Source organism: uncultured Aquimarina sp., from assembly GCF_947492115.1.
Classification (GTDB): Bacteria; Bacteroidota; Bacteroidia; order Flavobacteriales; family Flavobacteriaceae; genus Aquimarina.
In genome coordinates this window covers 757,565-776,326 of the sequence record NZ_CANLMM010000001.1, presented here as the reverse complement: position 1 = coordinate 776,326, position 18,762 = coordinate 757,565, and the positions used below count along the sequence as shown (strand labels likewise).

The 18,762-nt window shown below is 30.4% G+C and carries 19 protein-coding genes; 10 read left to right on the top strand and 9 right to left on the bottom strand.

Going from position 1 to position 18,762, the window contains the following annotated elements; translation table 11 throughout:
* Positions 1 to 54 precede the first annotated feature (54 nt).
* Positions 55 to 1,437, bottom strand: coding sequence for a hypothetical protein (locus Q1A73_RS03520; RefSeq protein ID WP_299601631.1), 1,383 nt, complete (start codon positions 1,435 to 1,437; stop codon positions 55 to 57).
* A 189-nt stretch (positions 1,438 to 1,626) separates the two neighbouring features.
* On the opposite strand from Q1A73_RS03520, the gene Q1A73_RS03515 reads away from it, so the two are divergent.
* The gene (locus Q1A73_RS03515; RefSeq protein WP_299601626.1) at positions 1,627 to 1,944 is read left to right on the top strand and encodes a DUF6660 family protein; all 318 of its coding nucleotides are present in this window, start codon (positions 1,627 to 1,629) and stop codon (positions 1,942 to 1,944) included.
* 66 nt (positions 1,945 to 2,010) lie between these two features.
* Positions 2,011 to 4,188: a TonB-dependent receptor gene (locus Q1A73_RS03510; protein WP_299601623.1), complete on the top strand. Its 2,178-nt coding sequence runs from the start codon at positions 2,011 to 2,013 to the stop codon at positions 4,186 to 4,188.
* A gap of 98 nt (positions 4,189 to 4,286) precedes the next feature.
* Here the strand turns inward: Q1A73_RS03510 and Q1A73_RS03505 are convergent, their stop codons facing one another.
* Positions 4,287 to 5,171, bottom strand: coding sequence for a winged helix-turn-helix domain-containing protein (locus tag Q1A73_RS03505; protein ID WP_299601618.1), 885 nt, complete (start codon positions 5,169 to 5,171; stop codon positions 4,287 to 4,289).
* Positions 5,172 to 5,298: 127 nt separating this feature from the next.
* Here Q1A73_RS03505 and Q1A73_RS03500 point away from each other — a divergent pair, with 127 nt between their 5' ends.
* Together Q1A73_RS03500 and Q1A73_RS03495 are read left to right on the top strand one after the other, a co-directional pair.
* Positions 5,299 to 6,291: a YceI family protein gene (locus tag Q1A73_RS03500; protein WP_299601613.1), complete on the top strand. Its 993-nt coding sequence runs from the start codon at positions 5,299 to 5,301 to the stop codon at positions 6,289 to 6,291.
* Between the two features lie 128 nt (positions 6,292 to 6,419).
* Complete coding sequence (locus Q1A73_RS03495) at positions 6,420 to 7,970, top strand: DEAD/DEAH box helicase (RefSeq protein WP_299601608.1); 1,551 nt, start codon at positions 6,420 to 6,422, stop codon at positions 7,968 to 7,970.
* 7 nt (positions 7,971 to 7,977) lie between these two features.
* On the opposite strand, the gene rlmF is transcribed toward Q1A73_RS03495, so the two are convergent.
* Complete coding sequence (rlmF, locus tag Q1A73_RS03490; protein ID WP_299601605.1) at positions 7,978 to 8,838, bottom strand: 23S rRNA (adenine(1618)-N(6))-methyltransferase RlmF; 861 nt, start codon at positions 8,836 to 8,838, stop codon at positions 7,978 to 7,980.
* Between the two features lie 745 nt (positions 8,839 to 9,583).
* Between rlmF and Q1A73_RS03485 the strand changes: the two genes are divergently transcribed.
* Entirely contained in the window at positions 9,584 to 10,192 is a 609-nt protein-coding gene (locus Q1A73_RS03485; protein ID WP_299601602.1) for a matrixin family metalloprotease, read from the top strand.
* 297 nt (positions 10,193 to 10,489) lie between these two features.
* Here Q1A73_RS03485 and Q1A73_RS03480 read toward each other — a convergent pair whose 3' ends face one another.
* Complete coding sequence (locus tag Q1A73_RS03480; protein ID WP_299601600.1) at positions 10,490 to 10,912, bottom strand: DUF2147 domain-containing protein; 423 nt, start codon at positions 10,910 to 10,912, stop codon at positions 10,490 to 10,492.
* A 164-nt stretch (positions 10,913 to 11,076) separates the two neighbouring features.
* Complete coding sequence (locus Q1A73_RS03475) at positions 11,077 to 11,271, bottom strand: hypothetical protein (protein ID WP_299601598.1); 195 nt, start codon at positions 11,269 to 11,271, stop codon at positions 11,077 to 11,079.
* A 130-nt stretch (positions 11,272 to 11,401) separates the two neighbouring features.
* On the opposite strand from Q1A73_RS03475, the gene Q1A73_RS03470 reads away from it, so the two are divergent.
* Positions 11,402 to 11,752 (top strand): hypothetical protein, encoded by a 351-nt coding sequence (locus Q1A73_RS03470; protein ID WP_299601596.1) that lies wholly within the window; start codon positions 11,402 to 11,404, stop codon positions 11,750 to 11,752.
* Positions 11,753 to 11,836: 84 nt separating this feature from the next.
* Here Q1A73_RS03470 and Q1A73_RS03465 read toward each other — a convergent pair whose 3' ends face one another.
* From Q1A73_RS03465 to Q1A73_RS03450, 4 genes are all read right to left on the bottom strand, one after another.
* Complete coding sequence (locus Q1A73_RS03465) at positions 11,837 to 12,889, bottom strand: Ig-like domain-containing protein (protein WP_299601594.1); 1,053 nt, start codon at positions 12,887 to 12,889, stop codon at positions 11,837 to 11,839.
* Positions 12,890 to 12,931: 42 nt separating this feature from the next.
* A complete protein-coding gene (locus Q1A73_RS03460; RefSeq protein WP_299601592.1) occupies positions 12,932 to 14,041 on the bottom strand; it encodes a hypothetical protein in 1,110 nt (369 codons plus the stop codon).
* A 151-nt stretch (positions 14,042 to 14,192) separates the two neighbouring features.
* Positions 14,193 to 14,864, bottom strand: coding sequence for a LytTR family DNA-binding domain-containing protein (locus Q1A73_RS03455; RefSeq protein ID WP_299601590.1), 672 nt, complete (start codon positions 14,862 to 14,864; stop codon positions 14,193 to 14,195).
* The gene (locus Q1A73_RS03450; protein ID WP_299601588.1) at positions 14,857 to 15,933 is read right to left on the bottom strand and encodes a histidine kinase; all 1,077 of its coding nucleotides are present in this window, start codon (positions 15,931 to 15,933) and stop codon (positions 14,857 to 14,859) included. The genes Q1A73_RS03455 and Q1A73_RS03450 overlap by 8 nt, the downstream gene beginning before the upstream one ends.
* A 190-nt stretch (positions 15,934 to 16,123) precedes the next feature.
* On the opposite strand from Q1A73_RS03450, the gene Q1A73_RS03445 reads away from it, so the two are divergent.
* The 4 genes from Q1A73_RS03445 to Q1A73_RS03430 are packed head-to-tail and all read left to right on the top strand — an operon-like array spanning position 16,124 to position 18,548.
* Positions 16,124 to 16,423 (top strand): EF-hand domain-containing protein, encoded by a 300-nt coding sequence (locus Q1A73_RS03445; protein ID WP_299601586.1) that lies wholly within the window; start codon positions 16,124 to 16,126, stop codon positions 16,421 to 16,423.
* Between the two features lie 34 nt (positions 16,424 to 16,457).
* A complete protein-coding gene (locus tag Q1A73_RS03440) occupies positions 16,458 to 17,303 on the top strand; it encodes a YHYH protein (RefSeq protein WP_299601584.1) in 846 nt (281 codons plus the stop codon).
* On the top strand, positions 17,303 to 17,899 hold the full coding sequence (locus tag Q1A73_RS03435) for a toxin-antitoxin system YwqK family antitoxin (RefSeq protein ID WP_299601582.1): 597 nt from the start codon (positions 17,303 to 17,305) through the stop codon (positions 17,897 to 17,899). Before Q1A73_RS03440 ends, Q1A73_RS03435 begins: the two co-directional genes overlap by 1 nt.
* The gene (locus Q1A73_RS03430; RefSeq protein ID WP_299601579.1) at positions 17,874 to 18,548 is read left to right on the top strand and encodes an SCO family protein; all 675 of its coding nucleotides are present in this window, start codon (positions 17,874 to 17,876) and stop codon (positions 18,546 to 18,548) included. The genes Q1A73_RS03435 and Q1A73_RS03430 overlap by 26 nt, the downstream gene beginning before the upstream one ends.
* Positions 18,549 to 18,762 lie beyond the last annotated feature (214 nt).

Below are 18,762 nucleotides of genomic sequence, written 5' to 3'. Positions count from 1 at the left end.
TGATCAAATACTATCTATATGAGTAGGGTGTAAGTTAGCTTTATATCTCTGTAGTTACTCTTTACCAGTTGTTCCATACCATTTAGCAATAGTATTTTCCGCTGGTTTAAATCTTGGAGAAAAATCTAAATTGGTAGGCGCATTTTCTTTTTTAGATTGTATGTTCCATTGCCAAATATATGATCCTGCAAACCATTCTTTGTCCCAAAATTCTTCAAAAAGCGCTTGGTAGGCGAGTTGTTGTGTTTTGTCAGACTTTTGCTTAGATAAGATACTAAATGCTGATCCCCATTCCCATGGTTTAATGGTAGCAGAAACTTCGCTTTTATAACCTACTTCAGTAAACAAGATTGGTTTATCATGTTTTTTGGATAAACTTGATAGCGTTTTTGTATATCTTTCCCAACCCTTTTTGATTACATCTAGATCGGGCGATGAGACTTCAGTTAAAGGGAAATACGCCTGGATACCAATATAATCTAATTCATCCCAAAATTCAACATTCTCAAACTCACCATCCCAATTCGCTGCATACGTTAGCTTACCTTGATATACATTTTTAATTTCTTTAACTAATTCGATCCATTTTTTTGGTTGATTTTCCAATGAACTTCGCAATTCTGTGCCAATACAAAATAATTCAACATTTGTATCTGCTGCCATTTTAGCGTAATGCAGCATATTTTTACGATAAGACTCAAACCAAATATCCCAGTTCTCTTTCTTAGCATGGTTTATATTGGATCTCCAACCAGTACCTAACCACAGGTGTGGTTTTAGCATGACATGTATGTTGTTCTCTCGAAGTGCTGCTATGGTTCTTAGATGAAGACTATCTCTTTTTGACCATTTACCAATTTCTTTAGGAATCCGCATTTCCATAGATTCTTCGTTTTCTTGATCTAAAAATGGGACTACTGCTACCCATTCTATGTTCGTTTTAATAAGATCATCAATTGCATCAAAATCTTCATTAAACCAACCAAAAACACTCATACCACGATGTTTTCCATCCTTTTGATACAAATCTTTAGAGATTCCTGTATTGTTTTCAACCGTTTGTATCCAATTGTAATCAAAATTCTCAAAACTGTTTTTAAAGATTAAGAGTTTATAAATTCCAAAAATTAAAACTAAAGGCATCAGAAGTCGTACTGAAAATTGTTTAGACATTATTTTGAAACCTCTTTTTTTGTAAACTCTTATAAAATATCTTAAGACTAAATAGATTAGAAATAATATCACAAAGAAAATGTGTATTACAATGGCAAACCTTGTTTTAACCAAAGCATTTCCAAATATTTCGAAAGATTCTGAAAATGTAAGCCCTTGATTCATAGCGCCAATTATAACAAGTGTTATGCTAAGAAACCAAGTGAATATATATACCAATAATGCAGGAAAAATTTCTTTTTTTATAGTATTTATTTTCTTCATTTATTTAAATGCAACCAGCTAATAATTATTTGTTTTTATGATTAATATAGGATATAGTTCTCTGTATTATATTTTATAAGAAGCTTTAGATCATAAATTGTTACAGTTCATAATGTAAAAGTATTTTCCCATAAAAATTCATCAACTTTAATCGTCTCAATTTTCTTTTCATTTATCTTTGCAAAAGATATGAGATTTTTTTGTGTCCTTTTATCCATTTTCATACTTGGTTTAACAATAAAACCATGCGAAGATGCTTTTGAGATAAATGAAGAGGGTAAATTTTCATTTTATGGAGATCATGATCATTCTCATGATGAGGAAGATTCTTGTTCGGAACTTTGCATATGTCTATGTTGTGGGGTAACCATTACCTATGAATTACAAAAACAATATGTTTTAGAAATAAAACCTGAAATTATTTCTAAAGATGATTTCACAATTCAACCACAATATATATATCACTTTCTTTCTGATATATGGCAGCCGCCACGGTTTATGTCCTAATTTTTAATTGAATTCATTCGAATTCTATTTATAGATACATAAACTAATTTTAATTTTTATTTCATAATGAAAAATACAATATGGAGTGTTGTGCTCCTTATTTTCTCATTTGCATATGTAAATGGGCAAACACATAGTATTACGATAAAAGTATTATCAGAAGATACAAATGAACCACTAATTGGTGCAACAGTTTATTTAAAAGATATAGATAAAGGTAGTATCACTGACTTAGATGGTATTGCCGTAATAAATGATATTCCAAAAGGAACATACGTGTATAAAGTGTCTTTTTTGGGTTTTAAATCTATTGAAAACACGATTGAAATACCTTATCCAGAGATCTTAACAGTTTATCTTCATGAGGATGGAGAAGCGCTAGAAGAAGTAATTTTGGAATCTAATCGTAGCACAAGAACTTTTAAAAGAATTCCTACTAGAATTGAATTTATTGGAGGAGAAGAGTTAAGCGAAAAGAATGCAATGAATGCTACCAATATTTCTATGGTATTGAGAGAAAGTACAGGAATACAAATGCAACAAACTTCATTAAGTAGTGGAAATGCTAATATAAGAATTCAAGGTCTTGATGGAAGATATACACAACTTCTAAGAGATGGTTTTCCTTTGTATTCTGGTTTTTCTAGTGGTTTAAGTATTCTACATATTCCTCCTTTGGATTTAAAGCAGTTTGAGATTATTAAAGGAAGTTCTTCTACACTTTATGGTGGTGGTGCGATCGCTGGTTTAGTAAATTTAATTTCTAAAACACCAGAAGAAGAGCCAGATATGGATATTATGTTAACACAGACTCATGCTTTAGGAACTACAGGAAATGTGTTTTATAGTAAAAGGAATGAAAAGTTTGGAGTCACTTTATACGGATCTGGTCATTACCAAAAGGCTTTCGATCCAGATGATGATGAGTTTAGTAATCTTCCTGAAACAAAATCAATTGCTATTAACCCAAAGTTTTTTTATTATCCATCGGATAAAACAACCTTTTGGTTCGGAGTTAATGCCACCTATGATGATAGGTTGGGAGGTAATTTAGATGCTATAGAAAATAATGCAGATAATCTATATGCTGAAGAAAATATTTCAAGACGTTTAAGTACACAAACCTTATACAAAAGTAACATTGATGCTGAAAAATCATTTTATATCAAAAATAGTTTTTCCTATTTCGATAGGGATTTAACAGTACCTACCATTAATTTTAAAGGAAACCAGTTAAACTCATTTACAGAGGCTGTTTATAAGAATATAGGAGAAAGAACAGACTGGGTTTTTGGAGCTAATTTGTATATTACTGATTTTGACGAAGAGTCAATAGGTTTACAACGTGATCAAAGTGATCTTACTGCAGGAATATTTGTAAATAATATCTATGATTTTACTGATAATTGGATATTAGAAACAGGTTTTAGAGCAGATTATACTAAGGATTGGGGGTTTTTTCCATTACCAAAAGTTTCATTACTATACAAGGCTAATCAGTCATTCTCTAGTAGAATAGGTGGAGGACTAGGGTATAAAATCCCTGATATTTTTACCGAAGAAGCAGAATTTATCAATTTTAATAACATACTAGGTATTGATAAGGATAATTTAGAGGCTGAAAGATCTTATGGCGTAAATCTTGATTTTAACTACGAAACCTATTTAACTGATGAGATAAATTTTTCGGTAAATCAACTGTTCTATATTACCGCTATTCAGAAGGGATTGTTACTTACAAATACAGGTACTGGATTTTTTCAATATGAAAATGCTGATGATAATATTGTTAGTAGGGGAGCCGAAACTAATATTAAATTTAGTTATAAGGACTTTAGGTGGTTTCTTAACTATGCATTTATTGATACTAGGTTAAATTATCTAGATGGTAATCCTCAAAAGCCTTTGACTGCAAGACATAATGCGGGTAGTGTTATCATGTATGAAAATGAAAAATGGAGATTAGGTTTTGAATCGTATTATATAGGAAGACAATTATTATCCGATGGAACTGAAACTACCGATTTTATTAAAATGGGGCTTTTAGGAATGCGTAATTTTAATTGGGCCACCGTTTTTGTGAATTTTGAAAATTTCACGGATCGAAGACAGAGTAGATTTTCTCCATTAGTTTCAGGACCAAATGATAATCCAACTTTTGCAGAAATTTATGCGCCAACCGATGGTTTTATCCTAAGTGTTGGCATTATTATTAAACCCTTTGGTCAAAAACATCATCATTAATATATCTAGAACATAGAACATCTTACTTGTAGTTTAGTGAGATGTTCTATGTTTTTAAGTATTCACTTGTTTTTTTAATCCTAATGAGATAAAGTAGTCTAGTTTTTAGTAGTTACTTCTAACTTATACCCAACACCATGAATGTTTACAATCTTAACTTCAGCATTGTTAGTTAATTTTTTACGTAATTTGGAAATGAACATATCTAAACTTCTACCAACGATAACTCCATTATCTTCCCAAACTTCTTTGATAAGTTGTTCTCTTTTTATAATCTGATTCGGTTGACGTGCAAGTAAGTTTAAAATTTCACTTTCTTTAGTTGTTAAACTAATTTCGGTTTCATCTTTAACTAGCTTTTGTTGGTCCGGAAAAAATAGAAATTCTCCAATAATCCTGTGATTAGAGTTCACTTCTGTAGTGTTATTTTGTTCTTTTCTTTTGAAAAATGTCAAGCTAGACATTGCAATCAAAAGTAAAACTAATAGAGAAAAAGTATATACATTACCTACACTACCATATAAAGAGTGATCGGTATCATCTAGCATCATTACTTTGATGGTATAGCAGCTTTCTGGAAGGTTTCTACCAATACAAGAAATACTATTTTCTTCAATAGGTCCTAATACTTCATAGCTGTAAGACACTTCTTTAGTAGTACAATCTATTAGTTCTGTAATGTAATTTTGTGGAAGTTTCGTTTTTTTCAATTCTACATCTATAATCTCTACCAACTCTTCAGGATTAATGGCAATTTCCTTTTGAAAAGATATTTCATATGTTTTATCGGAGATTCTTTTTATAGGTAATACTAAGGAAGTAGTATCATTATTTTTTAACAGCAATTGATTTCCAACTGACCTTAAAGCTACTTTTACTTTTTCTGGATAAAAAGATATAGGTTTTGCAGAGAAACTATAAATAGATATATATCCAATTAATACAACAACAAGAATAGCGACTACTTTTACCTTTTTTTTCATGAATATGGCTTATTATTCTATTATTTACATATTATTTACAATTGTGATACACTTTTTTACAACTCATTTATATAGGTAATCCTATACCAAAACTACTTTAGCTTCAAGTAATCAAAAAATAATATCTATGAAGACTAAAGTAAGAATTCGAGCGAATAAATGGAGTGATTTATTTGTTAAAATCTATCTATCCATAATTACCATTACATCGCTATATGCTTGTTCAGAATCAAATGATTATATAACAACAGACTCAGGATTGAAGTATAAAATTATAAAAGCGGGTAATGGGCCTAAAGTAATTGCTGGTCAGGAAGTACTAATCCACGAGACAACAAGATATATGAATGATTCTCTTGTATATACTTCTAGAAATAGACAAAATCCATTGAAAATTCTAGTAGGAGGAAATCAGGTGATTAAAGGAGTAGAAGAAGGTTTACTTGGAATGCAAAAAGGTGAAATTAAGGAATTAATAGTTCCTCCATCTTTAAGCAAAAGAACAGGTAATATAACATTTCCGCATCCAGACTCTACATTACATTATGATATTGAATTAATAGATATTATAGATCAAAATCCAACATCATTATTAGATTCGATCACTGTAATGAAAATATCAGTTGATAGTAGCTCACTAAGATGGGAAGGATTTAATAAACTACATACAGGTGGTCATTATGGTACAGTAAAATTTTCAAGTGGCGAATTTTATAAAAAGGACGATAAAATTGTAGGAGGAGAATTTATTGTAGATATGAATACTATTGTAAATATAGATGGTGGTTATAATGAGGGATTAGTAGATCATTTAAAAAATGAAGACTTCTTTGATACAGAGAAATATCCAATCGCTAGGCTTTATATTAGAGAAGTACTGTACAAGACTAATTCTGAAGTAACAATACAAGCAGATTTAATGATAAAAGACATCAATAATACGATATCATTTGATGCCAATATCGATGAAAATGATAGTAGAGTAAAGTTTCAAACAAAGTTTGCAATTGATAGAACAAAATGGGGTATAACGCATGCTTCAGGAAGTATTTTCGGTGGTGTAGCTGATAATCTTTTATCTGATGAAGTACAATTTGACGTGGTAATTTTAACAGAATAAAATCTCTAAAAATCAAATAGATTCTGTGTAATTGACAAACCATAAAAAAATCCTGACATATTTTATGATAAATAATCTGCATAAATCCATAAAAGGAGTTAGTTTTGCAGCCCTAGAAATAAGAAAATATGTCGGATTCAACTACGGAATTACAGGAAAAAAAGACTGGTAAGGATTTATATAGTTATCAAAAAGGTGCTATAAATAAAATTTTTAAGTGTTTTGAAGATGCTAGAGAGGATTATCATTTGTTGTACCAATTACCTACAGGTGGAGGAAAAACAGTTATTTTTTCCGAGATTGTTAGGCAATATCTTAAACATCATAATAAGAAGGTATTGGTGATGACACACCGTATAGAACTATGTAAACAAACATCTAGCATGCTTACTGGTTTTGGAGTGGTGAATAAAGTAGTTGATAGTAAAGCGAATTTAGATGATCAAGCTAATTATAGCTGCTTTGTAGCAATGGTGGAAACCTTAAATAATAGGTTGAATGAAGACAAATTAGATATTTCTGATATAGGATTAGTGATTATTGATGAGGCCCATTATAATTCATTTACCAAATTATTTAAGTTTTTTGAAAGATCTTTCATCTTAGGAGTAACAGCAACTCCATTGAGTTCTAATGTAAAACTACCAATGAAAGATAATTATGATGAATTAATTGTTGGTGAAACGATAGAATCTCTAATAGAGAATGAGTTTTTGGCTAGAGCAGAAGTGTTTGCCTATAATATGGGACTTACCTCTTTAGAGGTTGGATCCAATGGAGATTATACGGTGAAATCTTCTGAAGATTTATATACCAATAGTTCTATGCTGGGTCAATTAGTACAGGCATATGAAAAACATTCTAAAGGTAAAAAGACCTTAATCTTTAATAATGGAATTAACACATCCTTGCATGTATATGATACGTTTAGGTCTGCTGGATATGCTATTGCTCATTTAGATAATACAGCAACAAAAAAACAGCGTAAACAAATATTGAAATGGTTTAAAGAAACTCCCGATGCTATTCTTACGTCTGTAAGTATTCTTACTACAGGTTTTGATGAGCCTACAGTAGATACTATTATTTTAAATCGGGCGACCAAATCCTTGACTTTATATTATCAAATGATCGGAAGAGGATCACGTATACTCAAAAATAAATCAACATTTAATGTAATTGATTTAGGAAATAACTATCATAGGTTTGGACCTTGGGGAGCAGATTTAGATTGGCAAAAAATATTCAATTCTCCTGATTATTATATGGATAAACTTCTTAATGATGAGGAAATTGAAAGTAAGTTTAAACATGAAATGCCAGAAGAGTTAAGAGCAGAATTTGCAAACTCTAAGGAAGTATATTTTGATATTAAAGAAACTTATAAAGATTCTGTACGAAACGGAGAGTCATCAAAGGTTGTACTGGAAAGATCTATTGCTCAGCATGCCAAAATATGCATAGAGAATAGCGAAGATGTCTATGATGCTATTGCACTTGCAAAAATGTTAGGTGATGATATAGATCACAGAATTCAGAGTTATGCAAAATGTATAAGTAGAAGCACCCATAATTTTTTATCTTGGTTAAAAGATGATTATAGAAAAAAACTGAATGCTTACTTACGTGAAAACTTTGATGAAAAATTTGAAGAAATACACGGAAGACCACCGGAATAAGGATGGTTTAAATTTCTGGGAATTTCCAGGCGATAAACCGACTTATTTTATTTCCAATAGGCATATCAACAGTTTTGTGTATTGCCTTTAATTTATCGAGTTGTTTATACACTTTTGTTAGGTTTTCTTTTTTCGAAACCAATGAGGTGAACCATCCTACTTGATTTCTATAGGATACGCTTTGTTTAATCATTCGTTTTATAAAGAGTGCTTCGCCACCATTGCACCATAATTCATTGGCTTGTCCGGCGAAATTAAGATTAGGCTCTTTGATCTTTAGATTTTTAAGTTTCCTAAGAGTGCCTTTGGTAGCTTCTTGCTCTGAAGAATGAAATGGGGGATTGCACATCGTAAAATGATAGTACTCCTTTGCTTTTATGATATTTTCAAAAATAAAAGCATTACTCGTTTGATGTCTAATTTCAATCTTTTTATCCAGATTAGGTGTAAGTTTAATATTATTTCTAGCACTTGATATCGCAGTAGGATTAATATCTGAACCTACCATTTTCCAATTATATATTTGAGATCCCAGAATTGGATAAATACAGTTAGCTCCAACTCCTATGTCTAAACCTTTAATAGGAGTGTTGATATTTTTATATTCGATTAAATCAGCAATATGATGAATATACTCAGCTCGACCTGGTATTGGAGGACATAGATACCCTTCTGGGATATCCCAATCTTTCAGATTATAATGATGAATTAATATAGCTCTATTTAATTCTTTTACAGATTTTGGATCTGAAAAATCGATAGTCCGAGAACCTTTAGGGTTAAAAATAACATATTTTGTCAGTCCGTTATTAGCTATACAGAGTTTATCAAAGTTATAAGGTGAATTATGAATGTTATTTGAGTGCATAATTTGACTAAAGCTTTTTCAAAGCTAAAATATTTATATATGTTACAATAATAACGATAAATAAAGTTATTATCGTTTTTAAATCAACAGATGGAATAAAGAAAGACGTTAAACCAAACATCATTATGAAGTATAATTTGGTTTGTTTTAAACTTTTTAGAGGAATTTTAATACAATTGTTAGGTGAAAAACATAAAAAATTCGTTGAAATACAATTTAATATCGTTGAAATACCGTGTTAATTTTGTTAAAATTACTGTTTTATTGTGTTAAAATTGTGTTTTCAACCAATTTCAATACGATTTATTTAAACTGTAGCTTATTTACGGTCTAACCGTAATGGTAAAATTTTAACATTTTAGTGTTAAAGCATCGGATCTATGATATTTAAAAGGCTTAATCAAAAAATACTAAGCAAATATTAACATTTTTCATTAACACATGATATTTGTTAAAAAAGTAATTAACAGTTTGAAAGTCAATGTTATTAAAACTTCGTATAGGGGAAAATACCCTATTTTGTGTTTGTATAATTTTCTACCTTTGGATTGATCGATCGACACAATCATTATTACACAAATCAATATCAGATTTTAAAAGTTCTTTTTAATAACTGAAATAATCTTAACGAAGGCTTATTTAAATAGGGATCATATTCCTTAATTAAAACCAGAAAGAATAAGTAGGTTTTTTCCTTCTGTTCTTATGAATTTAGTATCAATCAACAACAACAACAACGAAGGCCATGAAATTTTTAAGAGTATTATTAGTGTTATCGATTTTTGCATCTTGTGCTACAGAAGATGATTATGTACCATATGAAATAGAACAAGTGTTTTCTGAAAATCTAGATAAAGTAATTAAAGTAGATATTATATATGTACAACCATCAAACAAATCCAGTAAAGTTTCTTATGGTCTAAATGAAAATCATTTTATTACTAATTTAAATGGAAGCTTTTTTCATAGATATGGAATTGGGTTAGAGATGGGAGAAGTAAAAACACTATATAACGATGAGTTATATGACTTAAAAGACAATAGAGGTGAGGAATCTAGAGTGTTTTTAAGAGAAACTCAGGACTTTTATAATACCAATAGAATGAATATATATGTTATGAAAAGATCCAATACAGTTGCAATTGCAGGTATAGGAAAAGATAAGAGAGCTTTAATAACAGATGAGTTTTTATACACATCTACAGCTCCACATGAAATAGGACATGCACTTGGGTTACATCATTATCCAGAGGAAGGAAATATTATGAGTCAAATTAGACCATATTTGAGAAAGGATTTCACAAATGCGCAAGTGAATACTTTGAAAGAAACATTAGATAAAATATCAGAATAAAAGAATTTATATTAAATCTTAAACAACAACAAGCCCCAATCAAGGCCCCAATTCTTTCGAACTAACCCTTTAGTGAATGTGCACCATTCAGAACAATTTTACGACAATTATCAAGTAAGTTTGTTCAGAGCAAATCAAACGAATTGTATGAAAAATTCAGTTCGTTTGATTTTTTAGTAAAAAAAGTTAAATACTATAAAAAGTCTGTGTTTACCGGTAGAAGTACCATATTTATTCAATTATTAAAAATACCCTACATGGGTATTTTTTATTTTTGGCATTTCCATTTCAAAAGTTCTAATCTCGAACTCGTTTCGCTTCAAACGTCTTGAATAATATACCCTTATAAGCTCTTATAAAACAGATGTCTTTATTATCGGGGTCTATCCAAACTTTTACATCATACGTTTTTCCACTATCAGCATTATAAATGGTCCCTCCAGTTAATTCGCCTTCATTATATGTGAGATTATTTAGAATATCCATTCCAATAAGTTGGCGCTTCCTTAAAGAAGGGTTAGGATTTTTGTTATCTAATCCATTAAAATTAGATATAGGGTTTTTTGCTCTTGTTTTTATTTTCCCAAAAAAAGTGTTCCCATCCTTATAAATCTCGATAATTGAGCCCCCTTCTATTTGCCACATATCGATATAAGCGTCAGGTGTAATGATAGGCTGGGTGGGTAAACAAGCAATAAGTAAACAGAACAAAAACCTCATTAAAGAAAAATATAACTAGTCAATTTATTTTTCTAATATAAGTATAATTCCTGAATCCTATTTTTAAAGAGGTGAAATAGGTATATAACAAAATCTAGGAAATACTTTATTTTCCTATTAAAAATATAGAATGGACGTCAAACTTTTAATGAAAGTGTCTTTGATTATTTCTTATCTAAATCTAAAATATCCTTTATTTCTACCTCCATATAGTCAGCTATCTTTTGTAGTCTTTCAAAATCTTTAGCAAGGTTTTTACGCTTTACTACATAATCTCCTGCCTGCGGGCTAACTCCTAATGTCTTAGAAATACCGTATACCGTTTTGGCTCCTTTACTTTTCTTAAGGAGTCTTTTCAAATTCTTATTTACCATAATTCAAATATACAAGGGAATTTTTAATATACAAATAAAATTTTATTAAAAATATATTTGATTAATAAATATATATATGTATATTAGCTCCAAGCTAAACCAAAAATCATCACCTATGAAACGCTCATTTATTGCTGCACTTTTAATTGTTTCCTTGGGATATTCTGCAACGAATCCCATAAATGAAAATGATAAAAACAAAAAGGGGAAAGAGTCTAAAAAAGAAGAAAAGTCTGTAAGTTCTAAGAACTTTCACTCTGTTAAAAAATGGAAGATTACCATCGAATATGTGAATGGAGCTGTAATTTCTAAGACCATTACTTTGAATAATGATATATCAAGAAGTCCTTTGGAAAATGCTTTTCAGGAAGCTGAGAAATATATGAAGACACTGAAAAATGTTAAGAGTTATAACGTATCACCAGTATCTAAAAATAACTTCGTGTTATTAGCAGGAGGAAAATAAATTACAATATTAGTAGCCTCAAAACTACTACGGAGATTACATTACCTACTTATGAAGAGACAGCTTTTTTAGCTGTCTTTTTTATTAATATATTGAGAATTCTAAGATGTATTCTTGATTTGTAGCGTTGACATCTTCAGTATTATCAATCTCATTATCAAAGAGACGAGAAAGATTATTACCTGCCAGATCTTCTATAGTTTGATTGAAGTTTATTTGGTAGTTTCCTAATTTCCATTTCTTTTTAGGTAGGAACTGAATTATCCTTTCATTATTTGATAACTCCCATGTACCTCTGATTATCTGGTTTTTATAACTAATGTTAATATTGTCTATAAGACTTCCATAATCTAAGGGCTCATAGCATTTAATAATTAGGGGAGATAGTGATTCTTTTTTTGGATGTTCTATATGCCATTGCGATATGTTTGGTTTAGAACGATCGGCATCTATGATAGAAAAACTTTTTATATAATCCTTTTGCATCGATATACCATTACTATCTTTTATATTTTTTGAAATTATTATCCTATAATTTTCTCTAGGTGTAAAGACTGAGCCTAATAATTGGTTAGGTATCAGTTTTCGTTTTTGTCTTCCCGGTTCGATCCATAACGTTACCAGAGTTTTATCCCTATTAATTAATATATTTTCTAGTGGTAATATAGCTCTAGATAGGGTGTCTCCTTTAGCGTTTATAAAATGAAAATAATCATATACGTTATTTCTATTTATTGGGTTTGAAAACTTAATGTACCATTTTAAAATATTCGACGGTAGTTTGGAAGATGTTGGATATATCTCTACTACAGATAATTTGTTGTAGTTTTTTGGTATAGGTATTTTGAAATAAGTAATAGAATGGTTGTAAACCAAGGTGTAAATCCGATCCCATCCTAGCGGTACTACAGGAGTAAAATGTAATGAATCTTCTTCAAAAAAAGTCTTGCCAAGGATTGGAGTAGTACTAGTGATCAAATCTTCTTCTATTTCTCCATTATATAAGAATATCTTCTTTTCTAAAGAATCATCATGATTAAGTATTGTGATTTTATCTTTGGTAAAAATGAAATCATATTTTTTCTGACTTAAAAGATCAGATGATAAGATGAGTAAAAAAATAAAAGTGTACTTCAAAGCCTAAACTAATAAGTGTACTAATAGCAATAAGAAACTAAGTTATTTTACCCACCAACTATTCCCTGTTTTTAAAGCAAGGTTTCCATTGGATTCACGTTGAACAATAATGAAACCATTATCACCCATTTTATCCAGTTGTTGAACATTTACATACGGTAAGTTTACATAGTCAACACCTTCGGCGGCTCCTTTTTTTACTACAGGTTTAGTTAATTCTCCCTGAAACGATTCTAAATCTTTAAAATCCATTTTCATAAGAGGTCTATTGGTATTAGCTATTAGCAAATAACGATTTCCTTCGCTAGCAATTTCTATCATATCTACTGGAGAATTTCCACTTCCTAATTCTGCCACAGTTTTCCCTTTATGATGCTTACCTTGTTTTATTTTGTCTATCGGAAATACAACTAAAGGAGTACAAGTATAACTAGCTACAATCTGTGAAGTTCCGTTAACAGTTGTTGGAATAAATGTTTTAATAGGCGCATGAGTTTCATATTTACCATGAGCAGCATGATAAATTTCTAAAGAGCTAGATTCTTGTTTTTCATTAAAAGGAAAATCAATAGCACTAAAAGTGGAGGCAAATTCTTGGTTACTTAGACCAGATAACAGTAGTTTCCCGTCCGTATATTTAATATCTGCAATCGCCCATTTTCTTAAACTACGACCACGTCTATCTTTAGCTTCTTTATCTATTGGGTTTGTCAGTGACACCTTACTAAACGATACATTATCTAACGGTACTTGCTTCAATACATTTTCTTCAACTCTTAATAATATTGGAATACCTGAACTATGATTAATAGATAAGTATATATTATTGTTGTTCGGATTAACAACCATATCCGTGATTTGTACCTGATCTATCGTTGTCCCCATCATGTCGGCTATAAGCTTGTCTATATTATCTAATTTAACTTTAGAATTATCTAATTTAGGATGTTCACTAAGATCTACAGCTATAATTTGTGCTGCATCACTATCACCAATAAATAATATACCTTCTGGACCAAAAGTCATTTTGTGAATTGAAGAAATTTCCGGATTTCCTGTCTTAAAATTTGCTTTCAAATATGTGTTCGCTTGTGCTTTTTGAAGAAAAAAAGAAAATAGTAATGAGATCATAAAAGTGATGAGTGTTTTCATGAGAAGTGATTTGTGTGTTTACCGTACATTGCTTTAAAAGTACTAAAAATCAAGTGTGTGAAGCGTTAAAGATATCCCAATACTATTATGGGATGATATATTCGAATCAAAAAGCTTTAACTATTTCGTGTCATTAAACATAAACAAATTACTAACTGAATAAGGTTTCTTTTACAGATTCATAGTATGTAGAACTTACAGGTATTTTAGTATTATGTATTAAAAGATCTTTTCCTTTTAGAGCACTCACATAATTTTTGTTAATAATAAAAGAACGATGAACTCTCATAAAAAAGTGAGGTAATTTTTCTTCTAATGATTTTAATGTTTGATGGCTCATTATCTTTTTATTATCTATATGATATATTACATATTCACTATCACTTTCTATAAATAAAATGTCCTTATATTTTATTTTATGCAAATCATATCCTGATTTTATAGTAATGGTGGCGTCTGTTTCTTGTGAATGGCTTTCTTTTTTAACTTTATTGATTGCTGTAAGAAATCTATTGAAAGTAATAGGTTTTAGTAAATAATCTAGCGCATTTAATTCAAAACCTTCTAAAGCATATTCTGAATACGCAGTGGTAAATATAATCTGGGTGTTAGAAGAAATCATTTTAGCTAAATCAGTACCTTTCAAATCAGGCATTTGTATATCTAAAAACAAGATATCAATGGTTTGACTTTTTAAAATTGGTATGGCATCCAATGGATTTTCCAAAGAAGCTACAATCTCTACATAATCCAAACGATCTATATATGTTTTTAAAAGCGTTCTTGCTAATTCTTCGTCATCGATTATAATACATTTAAGCATGATTTGGTAAATTTATACGTAATTCTACTTTAAATATTTGATCTTTAGTATCAATATGTAATGTATGTTTTTCTGCATACAGTATATTTAATCTTTTCTTCACATTTTCTAATCCAATTCCTCCAATTTTATCCTTTATCATGGTGTCTTTAGGAATACTATTTTCAACTTTAAAAACTACTACTTCTGCAGAGGAATATAAATAAATATCCATAAAAGAACTTTCAGGTTTCTCAATATTACTATGTTTAAATGCATTTTCTATAAACGGAATAAACAGCATAGGAGCAATCAATATTGAAGGATCAGAGACCTCGAATTCTGTATTAATATTATAAGGTTTACTGCTTTTTAAAGAAAACAATTGAATATAATTTTCAATATATGCTAGTTCTTTTTTGATAGTTACAAAAGGACGGTCACATTCATATAATACATAACGAAGCATTTCTGATAAATAACTGATGCTCTGTTGTGTTTTATCGGAATCAATTACGGATAACGCATATATGTTATTAAGAGAATTAAATAAAAAATGTGGGTTGATCTGTGATTTTAACAATTTAAGTTCGGTTTGCAAATTCTCATTTTTGCTTATGATCATTTCCTCTTCTTTTCGTTGTGCAAATAAAAAAGTTTCTAAAAAGGTGGCTATTAAATATGCAATCATTAAACTCGAAAAATGAACCATAAATATCGATGGAGGATTTACTCTTTTTGGTGGATTCACAGGTCTATTTCTTCTAATTGGGGGTTTGCGATTATCATTTGGAGTTTCGAATCTTCGTAATGGCGTATGACTTTTTGGTCCAGAGAATATGGATGATGATATAATTGCAGAAACTGATATTAGGATTATGGATATGATCGTGAAGAGGATGTACTTTCTTTTAAACAAGAACTGTTTTGCTATATAAAAAATTAATAATCCTATTAGTGCAACTTGGAAACCAAAGACTACTGTATTCTCAAGAAGAAATCTATCATTCCTTTTCTGTAAAATCGATAAAAAAATCCAAACTGTAGCCCAGAGTCCTGCTTGGCATAAGAATCGTATAGATCTTGTCATATTACAAATTAAGTGAAAATAAAATATTTATTTTCTAAAGTAATATATTCTAAAGCTTCTGTAGTATACTGTTTATAGAATTAAATAGGGTATTCGCTGAGTATATGATTAGATTCACAGAAAACACTGCTTTCGCATTATACTTTTGGCGAAATTTAAAGTCTATACAAGAAACTAAAACAGAAAAAATATGAAAAGTAACTTGTTTAATTTAGGACTTATAATGACCGGTATTTTTGTTTTTACTTCTTGTCATTCAAATGCACAATCCAATGATAATAAAAGACAAAAAGAACGTCCTTCCGTAGAAGAAATTTTCAAAAAAATGGATGCTAATGAAGATGGTAAATTAGCTAAAGATGAGATAAAAGGACCATTAAAAAGAGATTTTGCAAAAATAGATCTTGACGAAGATGGGTTTATTACCAAAGAGGAATTAGAGAAAGCCCCAAAACCTGAAAGAAAAGGACCTCCTAGAGATAATCGATAATTCACTCAATAATTTATTAACTAAAACCAGAAAAATGAAGAGTATATTTAAAAATGGATTCGCGAGAGTCTCTTTATTGGTGATTATTCTTATTTCTATTGGAATTATTGCTTGTAGCGGAGATGATAATAATACATCCACAACAGATGATGATGGTATGGTAGCAGAATTTCATGATGCTTTCGCAGCGTTTGATACCGATAATGTAACGGTTATGTTGAGTGGTTCTAATGTAATTATAGAAACCAATGGAAGACCAAATCATACGTCTCCTTATTGGTCTAACACGACAGCAAGAAGTCTTATGGGACCCAATGGAGAAGTAATAGAAACTCCTGCCGCCGCCGAGGATCATCCTTTATTTATAGCTCCTACGGTTACTTCGTTTGAACAAATGGCACCAGGAAATATTGATGATTTTAATGGTTCTTACTCATTAACTGTTCCATCATCACCAGAGCTAGCCACAAGTTCCACAGCTACAGGATTAGGAGCTATTGGTATCGCAGTAAGTGGTGCAGTAATTTATAATGACGAAGAAGGACCTAACATTCCTCTGGATAATGCCGTTGGATCTTTAGATTATACTGCTGCTCATACGGGACCACAAAGCTATCATTATCATTTAGAGCCAAAGGCATGGTCTAACGACGATGATAAGTTGATAGGTATTATGGCAGATGGTTTCTTTTTGTATGGTAGAAAAGAGCCTTCTGGAGAATATCCTTTGGATTTAGATGAATCTGGTGGACATACAGGTGCAACGCTATATTCGGATACAGAAGAATATCATTATCACATCCAGAACGAAGTATATCTTAACGAGTTTTATATTCTTTTTCCAGGAGATTATCAAGGAACACCTAATAACATTCAGTAATGAAGTTGCTTTCGTTCTTTCTGGTTATAGTTGTTATGGGTTCTTGTTATGATACCAAGGAAGACGTTAAAATAGTATCTGAAGACATTCCTGTGTTTAACGTGGTATCCAAGGACCACCTAAACTTGAAAAAGAATCTTGGGTTAGTATATTATAAAAATGAACCTTTTACTGGTATTTCAGAATCCTATTATACAGCTAATAATAAAGCAGAAATGGCAACATATAAAAATGGGAAAAAGCATGGGATATATCGAAAATGGTTTGAAAATGGAACATTAAGTTTTGAAGCAAATTATGTCGAAGGTAAAAAAGATGGTATAGTTAAATCATGGTGGAGTAACGGGAATTTACGTTCCGAATCCAGATTTAATAAAGGTATTGTGGATGGACTTCAAAAACAATGGTATAAAAGTGGAAACAAATTTAAAGAACTGAATATTATAAATGGTAAAGAAAAAGGGCTGCAAAAAGCTTGGCGCGAAAATGGAAAAGTCTACAATAATTATGAAGCTAAAAATGGAAGAATCTTTGGCTTAAAACGAGCGAATTTATGTTATGAATTGGAGGATGAAATTATTCAATATAAAAAATAGGTTTTACGTATTCATTATCTGTTGCTTTTGTGTAAGCTGTAAACAAGAAGAATGGAAGTCTAGTAGAGTAGAGGTGTTGCCCTATTATCAAGATGCTAGTTTTACGCCAAATTGGTTAACACCAAATGCTAAAGAATTAGAAGGTTTTCATAAGATACCTAACTTTTCTTTAGTGAATCAACTAGGTGAAAAAGTAACTGATGAAACATTTAAGGATAAGATTTATGTAACTGATTTTTTCTTTACCAGTTGTCCAGGAATTTGTCCTAAAATGACTACCAACATGTTAGTATTACAAAAAGAATTCGAAAATGATGAAGAAGTTTTGTTGTTATCACATTCGGTAACACCTGAAAAAGATTCTATAAATGTTCTTAAAGATTATGCAGATGCCAAAGGTGTGATAAATGATAAATGGCATCTAGTAACAGGAAAAAGAGATGATATTTATAATCTAGGTAGGAACTATTATTTTGTAGAAGAAGATTTAGGAGAAACCAAAGCAAATGATGATTTTCTGCATACAGAGAATTTTGTATTAGTAGATAAAAACAAACATATAAGAGGTATTTATAATGGATTGAATAAGACTTCAATTAAGCAGCTTATCGCAGATATTCATACCTTAAAATCTGAAAAATATTTTTAAAATAGAAACTACCCCAGAACTTTAGAAACGTACCACATGGTTGTTTTTTGTATCTATAGATAGATTGTGTTCAAATTCCCGGTAACTGGAGAGTTACTGGGGATTTGTTTTTATTCTAGAACCAAAAAAAAGGCTGAATTTCATAAAAATCCAGCCTTCATAAACAACCAATTATCTAACATAAACCATTTATCATAGCAATTTTATCCCCTGT

Excerpts from the sequence above, each read along its gene's own strand:
- rlmF (WP_299601605.1), bottom strand. The coding sequence starts at position 8,838 with ATGCACTCAAATAACATTCATAATTCACCTTATAACTTTGATAAACTC.
- Q1A73_RS03460 (WP_299601592.1), bottom strand. The coding sequence starts at position 14,041 with ATGAAAACACTCATCACTTTTATGATCTCATTACTATTTTCTTTTTTT.
- Q1A73_RS03440 (WP_299601584.1), top strand. The coding sequence starts at position 16,458 with ATGAAGAGTATATTTAAAAATGGATTCGCGAGAGTCTCTTTATTGGTG.
- Q1A73_RS03435 (WP_299601582.1), top strand. The coding sequence starts at position 17,303 with ATGAAGTTGCTTTCGTTCTTTCTGGTTATAGTTGTTATGGGTTCTTGT.
- Q1A73_RS03470 (WP_299601596.1), top strand. The coding sequence starts at position 11,402 with ATGAAACGCTCATTTATTGCTGCACTTTTAATTGTTTCCTTGGGATAT.
- Q1A73_RS03495 (WP_299601608.1), top strand. The coding sequence starts at position 6,420 with ATGTCGGATTCAACTACGGAATTACAGGAAAAAAAGACTGGTAAGGAT.
- Q1A73_RS03480 (WP_299601600.1), bottom strand. The coding sequence starts at position 10,912 with ATGAGGTTTTTGTTCTGTTTACTTATTGCTTGTTTACCCACCCAGCCT.
- Q1A73_RS03515 (WP_299601626.1), top strand. The coding sequence starts at position 1,627 with ATGAGATTTTTTTGTGTCCTTTTATCCATTTTCATACTTGGTTTAACA.
- Q1A73_RS03485 (WP_299601602.1), top strand. The coding sequence starts at position 9,584 with ATGAAATTTTTAAGAGTATTATTAGTGTTATCGATTTTTGCATCTTGT.
- Q1A73_RS03445 (WP_299601586.1), top strand. The coding sequence starts at position 16,124 with ATGAAAAGTAACTTGTTTAATTTAGGACTTATAATGACCGGTATTTTT.
- Q1A73_RS03510 (WP_299601623.1), top strand. The coding sequence starts at position 2,011 with ATGAAAAATACAATATGGAGTGTTGTGCTCCTTATTTTCTCATTTGCA.
- Q1A73_RS03505 (WP_299601618.1), bottom strand. The coding sequence starts at position 5,171 with ATGAAAAAAAAGGTAAAAGTAGTCGCTATTCTTGTTGTTGTATTAATT.
- Q1A73_RS03450 (WP_299601588.1), bottom strand. The coding sequence starts at position 15,933 with ATGACAAGATCTATACGATTCTTATGCCAAGCAGGACTCTGGGCTACA.
- Q1A73_RS03430 (WP_299601579.1), top strand. The coding sequence starts at position 17,874 with ATGAAATTATTCAATATAAAAAATAGGTTTTACGTATTCATTATCTGT.
- Q1A73_RS03520 (WP_299601631.1), bottom strand. The coding sequence starts at position 1,437 with ATGAAGAAAATAAATACTATAAAAAAAGAAATTTTTCCTGCATTATTG.
- Q1A73_RS03500 (WP_299601613.1), top strand. The coding sequence starts at position 5,299 with ATGAAGACTAAAGTAAGAATTCGAGCGAATAAATGGAGTGATTTATTT.
- Q1A73_RS03455 (WP_299601590.1), bottom strand. The coding sequence starts at position 14,864 with ATGCTTAAATGTATTATAATCGATGACGAAGAATTAGCAAGAACGCTT.